Here is a 16,222-nt window from a genome sequence, read left to right on the forward strand (position 1 = left end):
ATCCGTTGGCTCCTACTGCTGGAGTTCCCTGACGTCGGCGACCACGCAGCTCACGTTGTCGGGGCCGCCGGAGCCGTTGGCGAGGGCGATGAGTTCGCGGACTGTCTGCTCGGGCGCCCCGGTCCCGGAGATCACCCGGTGGATCTCTTCGGCCGGCACGACGGTCGACAGGCCGTCGGAGCAGAGCAGGTACCGGTCCCCCCGCTGGACGTCGTGCAGGCGCATGTCGGGGGTGCCGTCGGCTCCCTGGCCCAGAGCGCGTATCAGCAGTGACCGCTGGGGGTGGGAGGCGGCTTCTTCCGGGCTGAGGCGGCCTTCGTCGACCATCGACTGGACCATGGTGTGGTCGTGGGTGATCTGGAACAGCTCTCCGTCGCGCAGGAGGTAGACGCGGGAGTCGCCGATGTGGACGAGGGCGAGCTGTGATCCGGTCCAGAGCATCGCGGTGAGTGTGGTCCCGGCCTGTCCGGAGGAGGAACCGGTCCCGGCCACGCCGCGCACGGCCCGTCCGGCCTGTTCGATCGCGTCTTCTAGGACGTTGAGCAGACTGCCCGCCGGGATGCTGTCGGTTTCGAGGTGCTTGAGCGCGTCGACGGCGGCTGCGCTGGCGGGAGCTCCCTGGCTGCCGCAGCCGTCGGCGACGGCCAGCAGGCGGGGCCCGGCGTAGGCGGTGTCCTGGTTGCTCTCGCGGACGAGGCCGGTATCGGAAAGGGCGGCGTATCGGATTCCCAGGGGCTTCGCGGTCGGAGACATGACTGGGTCCTTCCAGGTCAGATGGTCGATGAGGAAGGTGGCCAGGTCCCGCCGTGTGGCGGTGTCGGCTTCGGCCTGGGCCCAGAACGCCCGGACCTCCTGGGCCGCCGGGCCTGCCTCCAGCGTGCAGATGTGCTGGATGCGGGCCAGAGGCATTCCCAGCCGCCGGAGCCAGGCGACCAGCCGGGCCTGATCCACCTGTTCCGGTGCGTAGAGCCGATAGCCGGTCACCGGGTCGACGCGAGCGGGGGTCAGCAGGCCGAGCTCGTCGTAGAGACGCAGCGCCTTCGGCGACAGGCGGGACGCCTTCGCGAACGTCCCGATGGTCAGAAACCCCATGCTCGCTCCTCCTCGTGCCGAGCACATCGCCCGGCCCCACCGATGCTGTGGCCTCCCCCAAGGTGAAGGTCAACGGCCACCCGGCCACCCGGAACCGTTCGTCCGCCGGCTGACGAGTTCCGGGGCACCCTCGGTTCGTTCGGATCAGCCCTTGACGGCCTCCGCGATCCGCTGGGCGGCCTGGGCGGCCGTGAGGTGCGTGGTGTCGACGACCTCGGCCTCGGCGTGCAGCCAGGTGCGGGCCGCCTCTGCGTACGGCTCAAGGTATTGGAGACGGAACGGGGAGTTGGGGCCGAGAACAGTGTCGTCCGCGATGCGCCCGCGGAGGGTGTCCTGGTCGGCGTGGAGCACGAAGTGCCGTACTGGAATGGCGTGTTGGGCGAGACCCGTGCTGATCTCGCGCCAGTACTGCTCGACCAGGACCGTCATGGGCATCACCAGAGTGCCGCCGGTGTAGTCGAGTACGTGGCGCGCGGTCTCGACCACGAGAGGCCGCCAGGGCGGCCAGTGCTGGAAGTTGCCCGTCCAGGGCAGCCCCGGTGTGATGTCCATGAGTGTCTCGCCGACCTTCTCGGCGTCGAACACCCGGGAATCCGGAATCAGTTGCTGCACGAGCGCACTGGTGGTCGTCTTGCCTGCGCCGTGGGTGCCGTTGAGCCATACGATCATGCGCCCAACGCTAAGGGTGGGCCGGCCGCGGGCGGGCTACGGCCACGTCACAGAACCGTATTGCCAAACCGGCAACGAGACTCGCCACGTCCGCGCCGTTGCTCGCATGATGGGGTATCGATCTTGGCGCAGGGCAGATCGAGAACCTTGGAGGATTCATGTCGCAGCAGGCCGCCACGGACGTCACGCACCGGCTGGTCTCCACGCCCGCAGGCCGGATCCACGTGGTGGAGCAGGGCGCAGGGCCGCTGGTGTTGCTCGTGCACGGTTTCCCGGAATCCTGGTACTCCTGGCGCCACCAGCTGCCGGCCCTGGCCGCGGCCGGGTACCGCGTGGCCGCGATCGATGTCCGCGGCTACGGCCGTTCCTCCAAGCCCGGCGACCCCGGGGCGTACCGGATGCTGGAGCTGGTGGAGGACAACGCCGCCGTGGTGCACGCCCTGGGCGAGCAGTCCGCGGTGGTCGTCGGCCACGACTGGGGGTCGCCCATCGCCGCCAACTCCGCCCTGGTCAGGCCGGACGTCTTCCGCGCGGTGGGGATGCTCAGTGTTCCCTACGCGCCGCGCGGCGGGCCCCGGCCCAGTGAGGTCTTCGGGCGGTTGGGTGGGGACGACGAGTTCTACGTCTCCTACTTCCAGGAGCCCGGCCGGGCCGAGGCCGAGATCGAGACCGACGTGCGCGGCTGGCTCGCGGGCCTCTACGCCGCGCTGTCCCCCGACACCGCGCCCGGGCCCGACGCGCCCGACCCGCACTTCGTCAGCAAGGGCGGCAGGATGCGCGACCGCTTCCCCACCGGTCGGCTGCCCGGCTGGCTCGGCGAGAGCGACCTGGACGTCTACGCCGGGGAGTTCGAGCGGACCGGCATGAGCGGGGCGCTCAACCGCTACCGGAACATGGACCGGGACTGGGAGGACCTCGCCGACTTCGACGGCGCCCCCATCACCCAGCCGTCCCTGTTCATCGGTGGCGGCCAGGACGCCTCCACCATGTGGATGGCCGATGCGATCAAGGCGTACTCCACCACCCTGCCCGGCCTGGTCTCCTCCCGGATCCTCGACGACTGCGGCCACTGGATCCAGCAGGAGCGCCCCGCCGAGATCAACCGGCTCCTGACCGACTGGCTCGCCTCGCTGCCCGCCTGAGGCTCTCCGGGAACGGGAGCCTGGACAGGTTCCCGTAGCCCGTGGGCCCGAGCACGAATGCCGGGTGCTGTCTCAACTGGTCCGGTCCGGCTCGGCTGTGGACTGACGGCGTGCGAAGAGGACCGCACCTGGAACGCTCTCGTCGGGCTCGATCAGCATCTGGGCCTCGACGGTGTCGTAGGAGGTCCGGGTGTCTGCCAACCAGCGGTCCGCGTTCATGGCTCGGCAGAGTAGTGCAGTGATCAGGATGACGAACCAGATCAACTGAGATCAACGGCGAATCAGACCAGGTCATATGAGACGGTGTCAGGTCCTTCGGGACGGGACAGCTGGCCTCCCACCCCCCACCTGGCCTTTCTTGAAGCGCTGCCCAGCCCGGGAAGCGGGCGATGTCAGGACTGCGCGGTCCGGAACGCGAGATACCGGCTGAAGGCTTCGTGGCTGTCGGGGGTGAAGCGCCACTCCAGCAGGGCCGACCGCAGCTCCGGCTCGGTCAGCCAGCCATGCCAGGCGACCTCATCAGGATCGGCGGCCACGGTGTCGGGCACCACGGCTTCGTGCACGCCGAGCCAGTGAGGGCTCAGACCGCTGCGGTTGAGGAACGTGAACAGCAAGCGCGGCAGCACACGGAGGCCCAGCTCTTCGGCCAGCTCCCGCGCGGCGGCCTGTTCATAGGACTCACCGACATCCACGGCGCCACCGACCTCGACCTCGTAGAGCCCGGGGAAGCGCGACAGCTGCTCCGACCGCCGGTGAACGAGGATCCGCCCGCGCTCATCACGGCACACCGTCACGGCGACCCGGTGCAGCCAGCCCTCCCGGGTGGCCTGCCGGCGGCTGACCACCACTCCCAGCACACGATCTTGATCGTCGACACGCTCCACCAGTTCGTCCGGTTCGTCCACGACGCACACCCTGGCAGAGCCCACTGGCGTGCTCGGGCTCAGCCCGGGGCAGGAGTGGCATGACACACTTTTGCAAGCGCCTGCTTGCAAAAGTTAGCAAGATGAGTGCAGCATGGCCCTATGGCATCACTCAACGTCGGCAATCTCGGTGAGTACCTGCGCGAGCAGCGGCGCACCGCGCAGCTCTCCCTGCGCCAGCTTGCTGACGCGGCCGGGGTGTCGAATCCGTATCTGAGTCAGATCGAGCGCGGCCTGCGCAAGCCCAGCGCGGACATTCTCCAGCAGCTGGCGAAGGCGCTGCGGATCTCCGCGGAGACCCTGTACGTCCAGGCCGGGATCCTTGATGAGCGGGAGCGGGACGAGCTGGAGACGCGCGCCGTCATTCTGGCCGACCCCTCCATATCCGAGCGCCAGAAGCAGGTGCTGCTCCAGATCTACGAGTCCTTCCGCAAGGAGAACGGGCTCGAACCGGATGCGCCCCGCACGGCGGACGCCGGCCGGGCGGACGGCAGTGATGCCGCGCAGCCGCCACAGCGCGCAGCGCACGCAGAACACGAAGTGCAGCAACACGAAGTGCATGAAGAAGTACGTGAAGTACGCGAAGTACGCGACGACCACGAACAGAACTGATCCGGGAGGAACCACAGTCATGGCCATCACCGATGACCTGCGTAAGACCCTCACCGACCCGACCCCCCTCTACTTCGCGGCCGGCACGGCCGACCTCGCCGTGCAGCAGGCCAAGAAGGTGCCCGCGCTGCTGGAGAAGTTCCAGGCCGAGGCGCCCGCGCGTATCGACGCGGTGCGCAACACGGACCCCAAGGACGTCCAGGACCGCGTGACCACGCAGGCCAAGGAGGCCCAGGCCACCGTCACCGCGAAGGTCAATGAGGTGATCGGGTCGTTCGACACCGATCTGAAGAAGCTGGGCGAGACCGCGCAGGACCTGGCGCTGCGGAGTGTGGGCGTGGCCGCGGAGTACGCGGTCCGGGCCCGTGAGACGTACGAGAAGGTCGCCGAGCGCGGTGAGCAGTCCGTACGGCAGTGGCGGGGCGAGGCCGCCGATGACATCGTCGTGTTCGGCGCCGTCGTCGAGCCGGATGCGCCGGCCAGGCCGAAGCCGGGGGCCAAGGCGTCCGGCAAGGCCAGGACGTCCGGCTCGACGACCGCTTCCAAGCCCAGGACCGAGACCAAGGCCGCGCCGAAGCCGGGAGCCAGGACCGAGTCGGCCAGGGCCGAGTCGCGGATCGCTCAGCCCCGGACCGCAGCCAAGCCGTCCGCGGCCGCGCCCGCCTCTTCGCCCGCGGCTTCCCCGAAGTCCGAGGTGAAGGCCGAGGCCAAGCCCGCCGCGGCCAGGAAGAGCGCCGCGCCCCGCAGCACGACGGCGAAGAAGAACACGCCGCCGGCCGGGAAGTAGGACCTCGGGAAGTAGGACCTCGGGAAGCAGGACGACGTCCGTTCGCTTCGGACGGATTCAGACTGATTCGCGACGGATTCGGACGGATCAGGCCGAGCCGGGCACCTCCTGGGTGCCCGGCTCGTTCTCCCGGTAGCTTGGCCGTGTTGATGGCCGGTCGAACAGGCGGTGGTGTGCAGTGTTGATGCAGGGTTTCGCAGGGTTGATGTCGCTGTTGAGTCTGGCGCTGATCCTCTTCAGCGGCTTCGCGCTGGTGGACGCGGTGATCCGCCGGGAGGACGCGTACCGCGCTGCGAGCAAGCAGACGAAGCCGTTCTGGCTGATCATCCTGGCCATCGCGTTCGTGGTGAACTGGCTGTTCCCGATCCTGTCGTTCCTGCCCGTCATCGGGCTGGTCGCGACGATCGTCTACATGGTGGACGTGCGTCCCGCGGTCCGGCAGATCTCGGGCGGTGGCCGCGGCCGCAGAAGCGGCGGCTCCAGCAGCGACGGACCGTACGGGCCGTACAACGGCGGGCGGTAGCCCCTACCCGGCTTGTCCCCACCCCGGCCGTAGGTGTGCCGATCCGTCCTACCGGCTCGCACCCCGTCGGCGCTCCAGCAGCAGCACCGCCACGTCGTCGGTCAGCTCGCCGCCGTTCAGGTCGCGGACCTCTGCCACCGCCGCCTCCAGCAGACTCTCGCCGCTCAGCCCCGCCGTCAGCTGCCGGTCGATCATCTCGACCATGCCCTCCTGGCCGAGCCGCTGCGTCCCCTGGCCGACCCGGCCCTCGATCAGGCCGTCCGTGTACATCAACAGATTCCAGGCGCCGCCGAGTTCGACCTGGCGGCGGGGCCAGCGGGCCTGCGGGAGCAGACCGAGCGCCGGGCCGCCGTCCTCGTGCGGGAGGAGCTGCGCGGTCCCGCCGTCGCGGGAGACCAGCGGGGCGGGATGGCCCGCCAGGCAGAGTCCGGCGCGGCGGCCGTCCGGGGCGATGTCGACCGTGCAGAGCGTGGCGAACAGCTCCTCGCTCTCCCGCTCGTGCTCCAGCACCTGCTGGAGCGTGGAGAGCAGCTGGTCCCCGCACAGTCCGGCGAACGTCAACGCCCGCCAGGCGATGCGCAGTTCGACCCCCAGCGCGGCCTCGTCGGGGCCGTGCCCGCAGACGTCGCCGATCATCGCGTGAACGGTCCCGTCAGGCGTCCGCACCACGTCGTAGAAGTCGCCCCCGAGCAGCGCGCGCGAGCGGCCCGGCCGGTATCGCGCGGCGAAGCGCAGATCCGAGCCCTCCAGGAGCGGCGTCGGGAGCAGGCCGCGCTCCAGGCGGGCGTTCTCCTGGGCGCGCAGCCGGGACTCGGCCAGCTTGTAGTGCGCGATGTCGGCGCGCTTGCGCTCCACCGCGTACCGGACGGCACGGTTCAGCAGCCTGCCGTCCAGCTCCTCGCGGAGCAGGTAGTCCTGCGCCCCGACCCGTACCGCGTCCGCCGCGCTCTCCACATGGCCCGACGTGGCCAGCGCCAGCACGGCGTGGCCCGGCGCGAGCTTCAGGACATGGCGGAGTACGGACAGCTCGTCGTCCGCGTCCGCTCCAGGCAGTGCCAGGTCGAGCAGGATGCAGTGCACGTCGTCCGTGAGCAGCCGCTCGGCCTCGGTGAGGTTCCGCGCGGTACGGACGCGTACCCGCGTCCCGGAGGCGTCGAGCAGCTCCGGGACCGTGAAAGTGCCCGCTGGATCGTTCTCGATCACCAGCAGCGTCAGGTCGGTGCTGCCGGTGGAGTCCGGTCCCCTGGTCTGGTGGGGCAGAACGGTCTGACCGTTCTCCATCGCTTCGGTTTCCTTCCCTCCCCCCGAGGGCACGGTGGAGCGCCAGTCGACGCACCACCAGACGGGGACCTTAGCGGTTGGCGGGGCCACAGCGGAATGGCGCCGGAGAAACCACCGGGGTCATATGCCCTCTCCAGGCCCGCATCCGGCGGTTTGACGGGGTGCCGACCCATGACGAACGTCACTCGTCTGCCCGGCCGGCCGGGGGTGACGCACGCCACGGACAGCGGGAAGGGGGGGGGGCAGCCGGGAAGGGCGGCGGACACGGCGGGGAAGGGCGGGGGATGCGACGGTACGACGAGCGGCGGGGAAGGGCGGGAGGTTACTTGTCGGGCCGGACCACGCCGAGGATCGGCATCGAGCCCGCACCGCCGATCGTGACGTTCCTGCCGGGCCGCGGCGCGTTCACCATCGCCCCGTCCCCGATGTACATCCCGACATGGGTCGCGTCCGAGAAGTAGATGATGAGGTCCCCGGGGCGCATGTCCTTCACCTGGACGTGCGGCAGCTGCTTCCACTGCTCCTGCGAGGTGCGCGGGATGGGGTCCCCGGCCGCCGCCCACGCCTGGGAGGTCAGCCCGGAGCAGTCGAACGATTTCGGCCCCGCCGCGCCCCACACGTACGGCTTGCCGATCTGGTCCGTGGCGAACTTGACGGCCTTCTTGCCCTCGGTGCTCGCCCGGTTGTTGATCTCCTTCAGGATGCCCGAGCTGAGCCAGGCCGTCTGGGCCTTGAACTCCTGCTCCTCCTCAAGCTTCTTGAGCCGTTCGCGTTCCTTCTTGGCCAGGCTCGATTCGAGCTTCTTGGCCGCCTCGATCTTCTGCTGGATGTCCTTCTTCTTCTTGGCCTGCTTCTTGCGGTTGGACTCCAGCTTCTGCCACTGGTCGCTGGCGTCCTGGGTGTACGCCGTCAAGTCCTTCTGGGTCTGGTCCATTTCGGCCAGCAGGTTCTTCTGCGCCTGCTGCCCCGAGCGCAGCCGGTCGGCGCCGTCGAGGAAGCTGTCCGGGTCGCCGCTGAGCATCAGCTGCGCCGCGGGCGGCAGGCCGCTGTCCCGGTACTGGGCACGGGCCTCGGCGCCCGCCTGCTTCTTCAGCGCGGTGATCTTCGACTGGCCCTTCACGATGCTCTGGGCCAGTTTCACGATCTCGGACGACTGCTTCTCGGACTGCTCCTTGGCCAGGTTGTACGCGTCCGTGGCGGACCCGGCCTGGCGGTAGAGGTCGTCGATCTTCTGACGGACGGCTTCGAGACGGTCGGTACCGGAACTCGAAGAACCGGAGCTCGAAGAACCGGAGCTCGAAGAGTCGGAGCCGCCGCCGGAACCGGACCCGCCGCCGGACCCGGACCCGCCGGATCCGGAGTCCGGAGACCCGGAGTGCGATGGCCTGGGATCGGCGTACGCGGCAGTCGGCGCGGTCAGTACGGTCACCGCGCAGACCAGCGTGATCGCGGCGGCGACACAGCGGCGTCGGTTCACGAGCTCCCCCTCCAGAGCTGATTTACCGTCAGTAACTTAGGTGGCGCTGGCGCGATAGTGCCATGCCCTGCGCGAATGCGACAGAGGCGTACAACAACTCCCCGGCCCCACCCGTGCCCCGCGTCACTCCCTGCCCGGTCCGACGAACGGACCCGGGTTCAAGTTCCCGGAAGCGGGGCCAGCGCCGCCCAGTTCACGGTGATTTCACCCTGGCGCCACCTGCGGACGTCGTCGGCCAGCGGCCAGTCGGCCGCGAGGGAGCGCACGGCGGTGATCCACCGCTGCCGGGCGCCGAGCGAGGCGTACGGGGCCGCCGCGGCCCAGGCGCGGTCGAAGTCGCGCAGAAAGGCGTGCACCGGCTCGCCGGGGACGTTCCGGTGGATCAGCGCCTTCGGCAGCCGCTCCGCCAGATCGGACGGCTGGTGCAGCGAGCCGAGCCGGGTCGCGAACGTCACCGTGCGCGGCCCGCCCGGCCCGAGCGCGACCCACACATGCCGCCGCCCGATCTCGTCACAGGTGCCCTCGACCAGCAGCCCGTCCGGTGCGAGCCGCGCGCACAGCCGCTGCCAGACGGCGGCGACCTGCTCCTCGTCGTATTGCCGCAGCACATTGGCCGCCCGGATCAGCGAGGGGCTGCGGCCGTCCAGCGGCACTTCGAAGCCGCCGTGCCGGAAGGACAGCCCCGGCCGCTCGTACGGCTTCGCTGCCGCGACCCTGGCCGGCTCGATCTCGATGCCGACGACCTCGGCCGCGGGCGCGGCGGTACGCAGCCGCTGGAGCAGTTCCACGGCGGTCCAGGGGGCCGCCCCGTACCCGAGGTCCACCGCGAGGGGATCGGCCGAGCGCCGCAGGGCGGGCCCGTGCACGGCGGCGATCCAGCGGTCCATGCGGCGCAGCCGGTTGGGGTTGGTGGTCCCGCGGGTCACGGCCCCCACTGGACGGGCACTGGCCGGACGGGCGCTGGCCGGACGGGCGCTGGCCGGACGGGCGCCCGCCGCACGGACTCCGGACCGGCTGCCGGCAGAGCTGTCACCGGGAGAGCGGCCGTCGTCGGAGCGGCGTGGGGAGGGTCGGGCCATGCGCCGAGGGTATGTGAGGGGTGTCAAGGTAATTATTCGGCAAAGCGGAAATGCGGCAGGGTATCCCGCTGTTCCAGACCTCAGACGGGGTGCGCCTGCCCTGGAGTCGACCGTGCACGCGCGAGGAGAGGACCGTCCACGTGAGCCAGTACGTGTCCCGGCTCGGGGGCCGGATCACGGGACCCGCGCGGCCCCCCAGGCTGAAGTTCGCCGGGCACCGCAAGCCGCGCAGGGTCGCCATGCTCAGCGTGCACACCTCGCCCCTGCACCAGCCGGGCACCGGCGACGCGGGCGGCATGAACGTCTACATCGTGGAGCTGGCGAAGCGGCTGGCCGCGATCAACATCGAGGTGGAGATCTTCACCCGCGCCACCGCGGGCGGCCTCCCGCCGCTGGTGGATCTCGCGCCCGGCGTGCTCGTACGCCATGTCGACGCCGGTCCCTACGAGGGCCTGGCCAAGGAGGAGCTGCCCGCCCAGCTCTGTGCCTTCACCCACGGTGTGATGCAGGCCTGGGCCGGACACCGCCCGGGCTACTACGACCTGGTGCACTCCCACTACTGGCTCTCCGGCCACGTCGGCTGGCTCGCCGCCGAGCGCTGGGGTGCGCCGCTCGTCCACGCCATGCACACCATGGCGAAGGTCAAGAACGCCGCGCTGGCCGACGGTGACACGCCCGAACCCGCCGCGCGGGTCATCGGCGAGACGCAGATCGTGCGGGCCTCCGACCGGCTCATCGCCAACACCGATGAGGAGGCCGACGAGCTGGTACGCCACTACGAGGCCGACCCCGGCAAGGTCGCCGTCGTCCACCCCGGCGTGAACCTCGACCGCTTCCGCCCCGCCGACGGGCGGTCGGCAGCCCGGGCCCGCCTCGGGCTGCCGCAGGACGCCTTCGTACCGCTCTTCGCCGGCCGCATACAGCCGCTCAAGGCCCCCGACGTCCTGCTGCGCGCGGTGGCCGTCCTGCTCGACCAGGACCCCTCGCTGCGCAAGCGCATGGTGGTGCCGGTGGTCGGCGGCCCCAGCGGCAGCGGCCTCGCCAAGCCGGAGGGCCTGCAGAAGCTGGCCGCCCGCCTCGGTATCTCGGACATCGTCCGGTTCAACCCGCCGGTCGGCCAGGACCAGCTCGCCGACTGGTTCCGGGCCGCGTCCGTGCTGGTCATGCCCTCGTACAACGAATCCTTCGGTCTGGTCGCCATCGAGGCCCAGGCGGCCGGCACCCCGGTGGTGGCCGCCGAGGTCGGCGGGCTGCCCGTCGCCGTACGCGAAGGGACGACCGGGTTCCTGATCCCCGGCCACGACCCGGCGCGGTACGCGGTGGCGCTGCGCCGCTTCATCGAGAATCCGCAGCTGGTGGACGAGATGGGCGGGGCCGCCGCGCGCCACGCCGGACGGTTCGGCTGGGACACGGCCGCGTCGGCGACCGCGGACGTCTACACGGCCGCGATGCACGAACACCGCCGTCGCGTACGCTCGCACCATGGCTGATCAGGCTGGCGAGGCTGACGTACGAGAGGTCCTGGAGCAGGCGTTCAAGGACGCCGAGCTGGAGTGGGAGAACCCGGAGCCCGGCTCCTACGTGGTGAAGCTCCCCGGCACCCGGAAGCTCTCCACCACGTGCTCGCTGATCGTCGGGAAGCATTCGCTGTCGGTCAACGCGTTCGTGATCCGGCACCCCGACGAGAACGACGCCGGGGTGCACCGGTGGCTTCTGGAGCGCAACCTCCGCCTGTACGGCGTGAGTTACGCGATCGACTCGCTCGGCGACATCTACCTCGCCGGGAAGCTGCCGCTGTCCGTGGTCACACCGGATGAGATCGACCGGCTGCTGGGGGCGGTCCTTGAGGCGGCCGACGGGCCCTTCAACACACTGCTTGAGCTGGGTTTCGCGAGTGCGATCAAGCGGGAGTACGCGTGGCGGGTGTCGCGGGGCGAGCCGACCCGGAACCTGGACGCGTTCACGCATCTGACCCGCGAGGCCGAGGGCGGGAACGGAGCCGAGGGCTGACGTCCGCGCCCGTCGCGGGGAAACGCCCCGCGACGGACGTGCACACCGGCCCCGGCCGGGCCGGCGGGACCGTCAGGAGTGGGTCCTGTTCAGGACCGTGAGGATGTCCGAGCTGGTGCCGGTCTCGGCGATCCGGGGGAAGATCTTCTCGACGCTGTTGCGGTGGGCGGCCCCGTCGCTGTCGGTGACGGCGTCGGTGGCCACGGTGACGTGGTAGCCGTGCTCGTGGGCGGCGCGTGCGGTGGACTCCACGCCGATGCTGGTGGCGACCCCGGTCAGCACGATCTGGGTGACGCCCCGGCGGCGCAGCTGCATATCGAGGTCGGTGCCGTAGAAGGCCGACCAGTTCCGCTTGGTGACCGTGATGTCCTGGTCGTGGCCGGTGAGGGCATCCACGACGTGGTCCCAGCCGGCCGGCGGGGTGTAGCCGGGGCTGGGTGTGTCGGTGCGTCCGGGCGTCCTGTCGGAGCCGTCGGCGGCGAAGGTGACGCGGACCAGGACGACCGGAAGGCCGCGGGAGCGGAAGGCGCCGGCCAGGTCCACGGTGCGGGCCAGGACATCGCCGGTGGTGTAGGGGTCACCGGGCACTGCCATGACCCCGTTCTGCAGGTCGATGACGACCAGGGCGGACTTCGGGTCAAGGGTGGTGACGGTCATGGGTGGGGCCTGCTTTCTTGACGAGCGTGCGGTGTTGAAGGGGAACAGGGGGCGGGGGACGTGGGACAGGGAACGGGGAATGAAGGGCTAGCGATTGTCCTGGCCCTGGCTGTCCTGGCCCTGGCTGTCCTTGCTCTGGTGGCTGTCCGCATGGCTGTCCGCGTGGCTGTCCGCGTGGCTGTCGTCACCGTGCCCGACGCGGGACAGCGAGCGGTCGGCCGCCGTGACGACAAGGAACAGCCCGGCGACCGCCAGCAGGAGCCAGCTGAGGTGGTGAAGTCCGCCCGTGGTGGCGCCGTGCTGGTAGAAGGCGGCGTTGGCGGCGGAGGCCAGCAGCGCGCCGACGTACATGAAGGTGCGCAGGAGACCGGCCGACGAACCCATGCGGGCCGGATCGGCCTGGGCATAGAGGGCGTTCTGGTTGGCCAGGCCATTCAGCCCCTGCGGGATGCCGACGGCCGCGCCGACGAGGGCCAGCAGCCAGACGGGGCTGGAGGTGTCGAGCAGCAGCAGTGCCGCGCAGGCGATGATCTGGACCACGGCGCCCGCCATCAGCTTGCCGCGGATTTCGGGCCTGCGACCGGTGAGGGCCGTCACGGTGACGGCGGCGGCCGACATCGGCAGCAGGAGCAGCCCGGCACCCGATGCGCTGAGGGAGCGGCCCTCCTCCAGCCACTGGGTGAAGCCGTAGAGGAAGGCGTACGACGTGGTGTAGGCCAGCAACTGGCGGCCGTAGGTGGCGAGCAGCGGCGCGTTGCCCCGCAGGATCCGCAGGTCGATGAACGGCTCCGCGCACCGCAGCTCCCGCCGGACGAACCCCGTACCCGCCGCGGCGGCGATCACCAGCAGGTACCACTGCGCGAGGCCGGGGTTCATCAGGAACAGCATGAACGCGGTGAGCGTCCCCGCGAAGAGGCCCATGCCCCAGGCGTCCAGCCGCTGGACGGGCTCGGGCGGTGCCCCCTGCTCCGGCTTCCCGCGCCGCGGCAGCCGCAGCGCTCCCAGGACGAGACAGGCCGCGGAGAGCGGCACGTTGACGCCGAAGATCAGATGCCAGCCGCCCGCGCCGATCAGCAGACCGCCCAGGGTGGGGCCGATCACCGCGATGACCTGGTTGGAGAGCGACAGTGCGGCCAGGACGCCGCTCGGGCTCTTCATGCCGGTGCGCGCCGATTCGGACCGCAGCAGGTACATGGAAGCGGGGTACGCCGCCGACGTACCGAATCCCAGCAGGACCCGGGAGACGATCAGCACTCCGAGGTTCGGAGCGAACACGCCGAGAAGCCCCGCGAGACCGACTACCGCGGTGCCGGTCAGGTAGAGAGGGCGCGCGCCGTAGGAGTCGACGAGCCGGCCGATGACCGGCTGGCCTATCGCCGTTGCCAGATACAGCGCCGATACCAGCCACGCCGTCTGCGACGGTGCCGCACCGAACGCCTTCCCGATCGGGATCAGCGCCACGGCCAGCATGGACGAGTTGATCGGGTTCAGGATCGAACCCAGGATCATCGGTGTGACCAGCTTGCGGTTGAACCCGCCGGGACCGGCCTCCCGCCGGCCGCGCACCCGCTCGGCGATGGTCGTCACGACTGTGCCACGTCGTCCAGCACGGCCATCGCCGCGATGACTGCCTCCAGTTGCTCCGGTGTCGCCTGCTCCTGAAGGGCCCGCGCGAGCCAGGTCTCGCGCGCCCGCCGGTCTCCCGAGCGCTGCTTGCGGCCCAGCTCGGTCAGGGTGATCAGCTGGCGGCGGCCGTCGTCGGGGTCGGGGTGCCGCTCCACGAGGCCGCCCTGTTCCAGCGTGGCGACGATCTTCGCGATCGACTGCGGGCGCACCCGCTCGGTCACGGCGAGATCGCTCGCCGACGCCGGTCCTTGCTTGTCCAGCCGCATCAGTACCGATGCCTGTGCCGATGTCAGATCGCCCTCGCCCTCGCCCTCCAGGGCGATGAGCCGACGGCGTACGCGGCTGGTCACCACCCACACGTCGCGCGCGGCCCGGCGTGCCGGTTCGGAGATGTCCTCGCTGTTTCCGGTCATGCGGCCACCGTAGAACGACACCCCAGGGTGTGCAACCCGAGGTGCGCAGTTTGGGGTGTTGATTTGATTCTGGGCGACTCCGCGCACGCCTCTTCCCCGCCTCCTGGCTCCCGTGGCATGCTCAGGATCGACGCACTCATGAACTCTGTTCACAGACATGAACATCCATGAAAGAGGCGGGCACCATGGGGAACATCAGCAGACGCGCACTGCTCGGCAGCGCCACGGCCGTCGCGGCCGTCATCGCGACGGGCGGGACATCCACGGCCGCACCGCGTGGCCGGACCCCGTCCACCACCCCGCTCTGGCGGGAGTTCACCCGGACCCCGTACACCCACCCGCAGATCCCGTACATCGGCGGAGCGGGCCGGCGTACGGGCGAGCGCCGCTTCCCCCGGCTCCCCGTCGTCGCCGACGTCCGCGAGTACGGCGCGGTCCCCGACGGCTCCGCCGACTCGGCGCCCGCGATCAACCGTGCCATCGCCGCCGCCGGCCGACGCGGCGGCGGCACGGTCCTCATCCCGTCCGGCACCTTCCGTATCGACGACCTCATCCGCATCGGGCACAGCAATGTCGTGCTGCGCGGCGCGGGCAGCGGCCGCACCACGCTGTACGCGACGAAGAGCCTCACCGAGCTGATCGGTCCCTACGGCTCCCGGTACGGCGGCAACAAGTCCTCGTGGTCCTGGGCGGGCGGGCTCATCTGGCTCTGCCCCGAGGCGCGGTTCGCGAGCCTGACGGCCGCCATCACCGCCGCGGCCTGGCCCTTCGAGGGCTGGACGGGCAACAAGCGCGACGAGTGGCGCACCCTCACCACCGTCGCCCCGGCCCGGCAGGGCGACCGCACGGTCACCGTCGCGGACACCGCGAAGCTCGGCCGCGGCGACCTCGTGCTGCTCCGGCTCGCGGACGACGCGGGGCACACGCTCCTGGAGCACATGTCGGGCGGCGGACCGGGCCCCGAGGCGTACGAGTGGGACGACAAGACCAAGCTGACCTCGTACGTCCCGTACGAGTGGCCGGTGCGCATCACGGCGGTGCACGGCCGCACGCTCACCCTGGAACGACCCCTCCCGCTCGACATCCGCCCCGAGTGGGACCCCCGCCTCACCACGCATGTCGCGCCGCTGACCGGGTCGGCCGTGGAGGGGCTCACCCTCCGGGCGGTCCTCACCCCGCAGTCGCCGCATCTGCTCGACAAGGGGTACAACGGCGTCGCGTTCCAGTGCGCGTACGACTGCTGGGCCGACGACGTCGTCGTACGTGACGTCGACAACGGCTTCGGGCTTGTCGCCGCGTCCGCGACCACCCTGCGCCGTACCCGCGTCGAGGGCCGGGGCTCGCACCACCCGTACTTCTGCCGGGAGGGCTCGCACGACAACCTCGTCGAGGAGTTCACGATCGCCGAGCGCACCGTGCCCGCCCCGGCGGGCACGCAGCTGCACGGCATCAACGTCGAGGGGCTCTCCAGCCACAACGTCTGGTCGCGCGGGGTGATGGAGATGGGCACCTTCGACTCGCACCGGGGCCTGCCGTTCGCCAATGTGCGGACCGACATCACCGTCAACAACGACGGCCAGCACGGCGGGGACGCCTCGGCGGGTCCGCTCTTCGGTGCCCGGTTCACCCACTGGAACATCCGGGTCACCAACGGCCGCGAGGGCCTGATGAAGATCGACGGCCTCGCCCCGTACAGCGCGAGCGTCGGGATCAGCACGGTCAGGCCGTTCGGCCAGATCGATGTGCCCGACTTCACCGGCGATCTGCATACGCGTCTTGAGGCCTACGGCGCGCCGGAATCCGTACACCCGGCCAATCTGCACGACGCCCAGCGGGCGCTGAACCCGTAGCGCGCACGCGCCCGTCCGGGGCCGGGCGTCCCCACTGGCGGGATCCCCGGTCCCGGTGGTCCGGCGTGCGAGGTCCCCGGC

General features: G+C 70.7%; 17 protein-coding genes. 7 read left to right on the forward strand and 10 right to left on the reverse strand.

The genetic code is table 11. The annotated features are described in order from the left end of the window. Positions 1 to 12: 12 nt before the first annotated feature. Both OG385_RS17170 and OG385_RS17175 read right to left on the reverse strand, forming a co-directional pair. Entirely contained in the window at positions 13 to 1,092 is a 1,080-nt protein-coding gene (locus tag OG385_RS17170) for a MerR family transcriptional regulator (protein ID WP_266855519.1), read from the reverse strand. Positions 1,093 to 1,236: 144 nt separating this feature from the next. Then, positions 1,237 to 1,761, reverse strand: coding sequence for an ATP-binding protein (locus OG385_RS17175; protein ID WP_266855520.1), 525 nt, complete (start codon positions 1,759 to 1,761; stop codon positions 1,237 to 1,239). A gap of 158 nt (positions 1,762 to 1,919) precedes the next feature. Between OG385_RS17175 and OG385_RS17180 the strand changes: the two genes are divergently transcribed. Beyond that, a complete protein-coding gene (locus tag OG385_RS17180) occupies positions 1,920 to 2,903 on the forward strand; it encodes an alpha/beta fold hydrolase (protein WP_266855521.1) in 984 nt (327 codons plus the stop codon). A gap of 72 nt (positions 2,904 to 2,975) precedes the next feature. On the opposite strand, the gene OG385_RS17185 is transcribed toward OG385_RS17180, so the two are convergent. Together OG385_RS17185 and OG385_RS17190 are read right to left on the reverse strand one after the other, a co-directional pair. Then, positions 2,976 to 3,122, reverse strand: a complete 147-nt coding sequence (locus tag OG385_RS17185; RefSeq protein WP_266855522.1) for a hypothetical protein — start codon at positions 3,120 to 3,122, stop codon at positions 2,976 to 2,978. 173 nt (positions 3,123 to 3,295) lie between these two features. Next, on the reverse strand, positions 3,296 to 3,817 hold the full coding sequence (locus OG385_RS17190; protein WP_266855523.1) for an NUDIX hydrolase: 522 nt from the start codon (positions 3,815 to 3,817) through the stop codon (positions 3,296 to 3,298). 111 nt (positions 3,818 to 3,928) lie between these two features. Here OG385_RS17190 and OG385_RS17195 point away from each other — a divergent pair, with 111 nt between their 5' ends. The 3 genes from OG385_RS17195 (at position 3,929) to OG385_RS17205 (ending at position 5,748) form a co-directional block, all read left to right on the forward strand. After that, positions 3,929 to 4,438: a helix-turn-helix domain-containing protein gene (locus OG385_RS17195; RefSeq protein ID WP_266855524.1), complete on the forward strand. Its 510-nt coding sequence runs from the start codon at positions 3,929 to 3,931 to the stop codon at positions 4,436 to 4,438. 19 nt (positions 4,439 to 4,457) lie between these two features. Then, positions 4,458 to 5,225 (forward strand): hypothetical protein, encoded by a 768-nt coding sequence (locus OG385_RS17200; RefSeq protein WP_266855525.1) that lies wholly within the window; start codon positions 4,458 to 4,460, stop codon positions 5,223 to 5,225. A 178-nt stretch (positions 5,226 to 5,403) separates the two neighbouring features. Next, positions 5,404 to 5,748 carry a DUF2516 family protein gene (locus OG385_RS17205; RefSeq protein ID WP_266855526.1) on the forward strand — a complete coding sequence of 115 codons (345 nt, stop codon included), beginning with the start codon at positions 5,404 to 5,406 and terminating at the stop codon, positions 5,746 to 5,748. Positions 5,749 to 5,796: 48 nt separating this feature from the next. On the opposite strand, the gene OG385_RS17210 is transcribed toward OG385_RS17205, so the two are convergent. The 3 genes from OG385_RS17210 to OG385_RS17220 form a co-directional block, all read right to left on the reverse strand. After that, positions 5,797 to 7,029 carry a PP2C family protein-serine/threonine phosphatase gene (locus OG385_RS17210; protein ID WP_266855527.1) on the reverse strand — a complete coding sequence of 411 codons (1,233 nt, stop codon included), beginning with the start codon at positions 7,027 to 7,029 and terminating at the stop codon, positions 5,797 to 5,799. Positions 7,030 to 7,351: 322 nt separating this feature from the next. Continuing rightward, on the reverse strand, positions 7,352 to 8,506 hold the full coding sequence (locus tag OG385_RS17215) for an NlpC/P60 family protein (protein ID WP_266855528.1): 1,155 nt from the start codon (positions 8,504 to 8,506) through the stop codon (positions 7,352 to 7,354). Positions 8,507 to 8,664: 158 nt separating this feature from the next. Further along, entirely contained in the window at positions 8,665 to 9,393 is a 729-nt protein-coding gene (locus OG385_RS17220; protein WP_266860935.1) for a class I SAM-dependent methyltransferase, read from the reverse strand. Between the two features lie 332 nt (positions 9,394 to 9,725). Here OG385_RS17220 and mshA point away from each other — a divergent pair, with 332 nt between their 5' ends. Further along, a complete protein-coding gene (gene mshA / locus OG385_RS17225; protein ID WP_266855529.1) occupies positions 9,726 to 11,075 on the forward strand; it encodes a D-inositol-3-phosphate glycosyltransferase in 1,350 nt (449 codons plus the stop codon). Beyond that, positions 11,068 to 11,595, forward strand: coding sequence for a YbjN domain-containing protein (locus OG385_RS17230; protein ID WP_266855530.1), 528 nt, complete (start codon positions 11,068 to 11,070; stop codon positions 11,593 to 11,595). The genes mshA and OG385_RS17230 overlap by 8 nt, the downstream gene beginning before the upstream one ends. 72 nt (positions 11,596 to 11,667) lie before the next feature. On the opposite strand, the gene OG385_RS17235 is transcribed toward OG385_RS17230, so the two are convergent. From OG385_RS17235 to OG385_RS17245, 3 genes are all read right to left on the reverse strand, one after another. After that, the gene (locus OG385_RS17235; protein ID WP_266855531.1) at positions 11,668 to 12,252 is read right to left on the reverse strand and encodes a hydrolase; all 585 of its coding nucleotides are present in this window, start codon (positions 12,250 to 12,252) and stop codon (positions 11,668 to 11,670) included. Positions 12,253 to 12,339: 87 nt separating this feature from the next. Continuing rightward, positions 12,340 to 13,839: an MFS transporter gene (locus OG385_RS17240; RefSeq protein ID WP_266855532.1), complete on the reverse strand. Its 1,500-nt coding sequence runs from the start codon at positions 13,837 to 13,839 to the stop codon at positions 12,340 to 12,342. Beyond that, on the reverse strand, positions 13,836 to 14,291 hold the full coding sequence (locus tag OG385_RS17245) for a MarR family winged helix-turn-helix transcriptional regulator (RefSeq protein WP_266855533.1): 456 nt from the start codon (positions 14,289 to 14,291) through the stop codon (positions 13,836 to 13,838). Before OG385_RS17245 ends, OG385_RS17240 begins: the two co-directional genes overlap by 4 nt. A gap of 185 nt (positions 14,292 to 14,476) precedes the next feature. Here OG385_RS17245 and OG385_RS17250 point away from each other — a divergent pair, with 185 nt between their 5' ends. Next, positions 14,477 to 16,141 (forward strand): glycosyl hydrolase family 28-related protein, encoded by a 1,665-nt coding sequence (locus OG385_RS17250; RefSeq protein WP_266855534.1) that lies wholly within the window; start codon positions 14,477 to 14,479, stop codon positions 16,139 to 16,141. Positions 16,142 to 16,222 lie beyond the last annotated feature (81 nt).

The sequence above is a fragment of the Streptomyces sp. NBC_01306 genome, assembly GCF_026340465.1.
Taxonomy (GTDB): Bacteria; Actinomycetota; Actinomycetes; order Streptomycetales; family Streptomycetaceae; genus Streptomyces.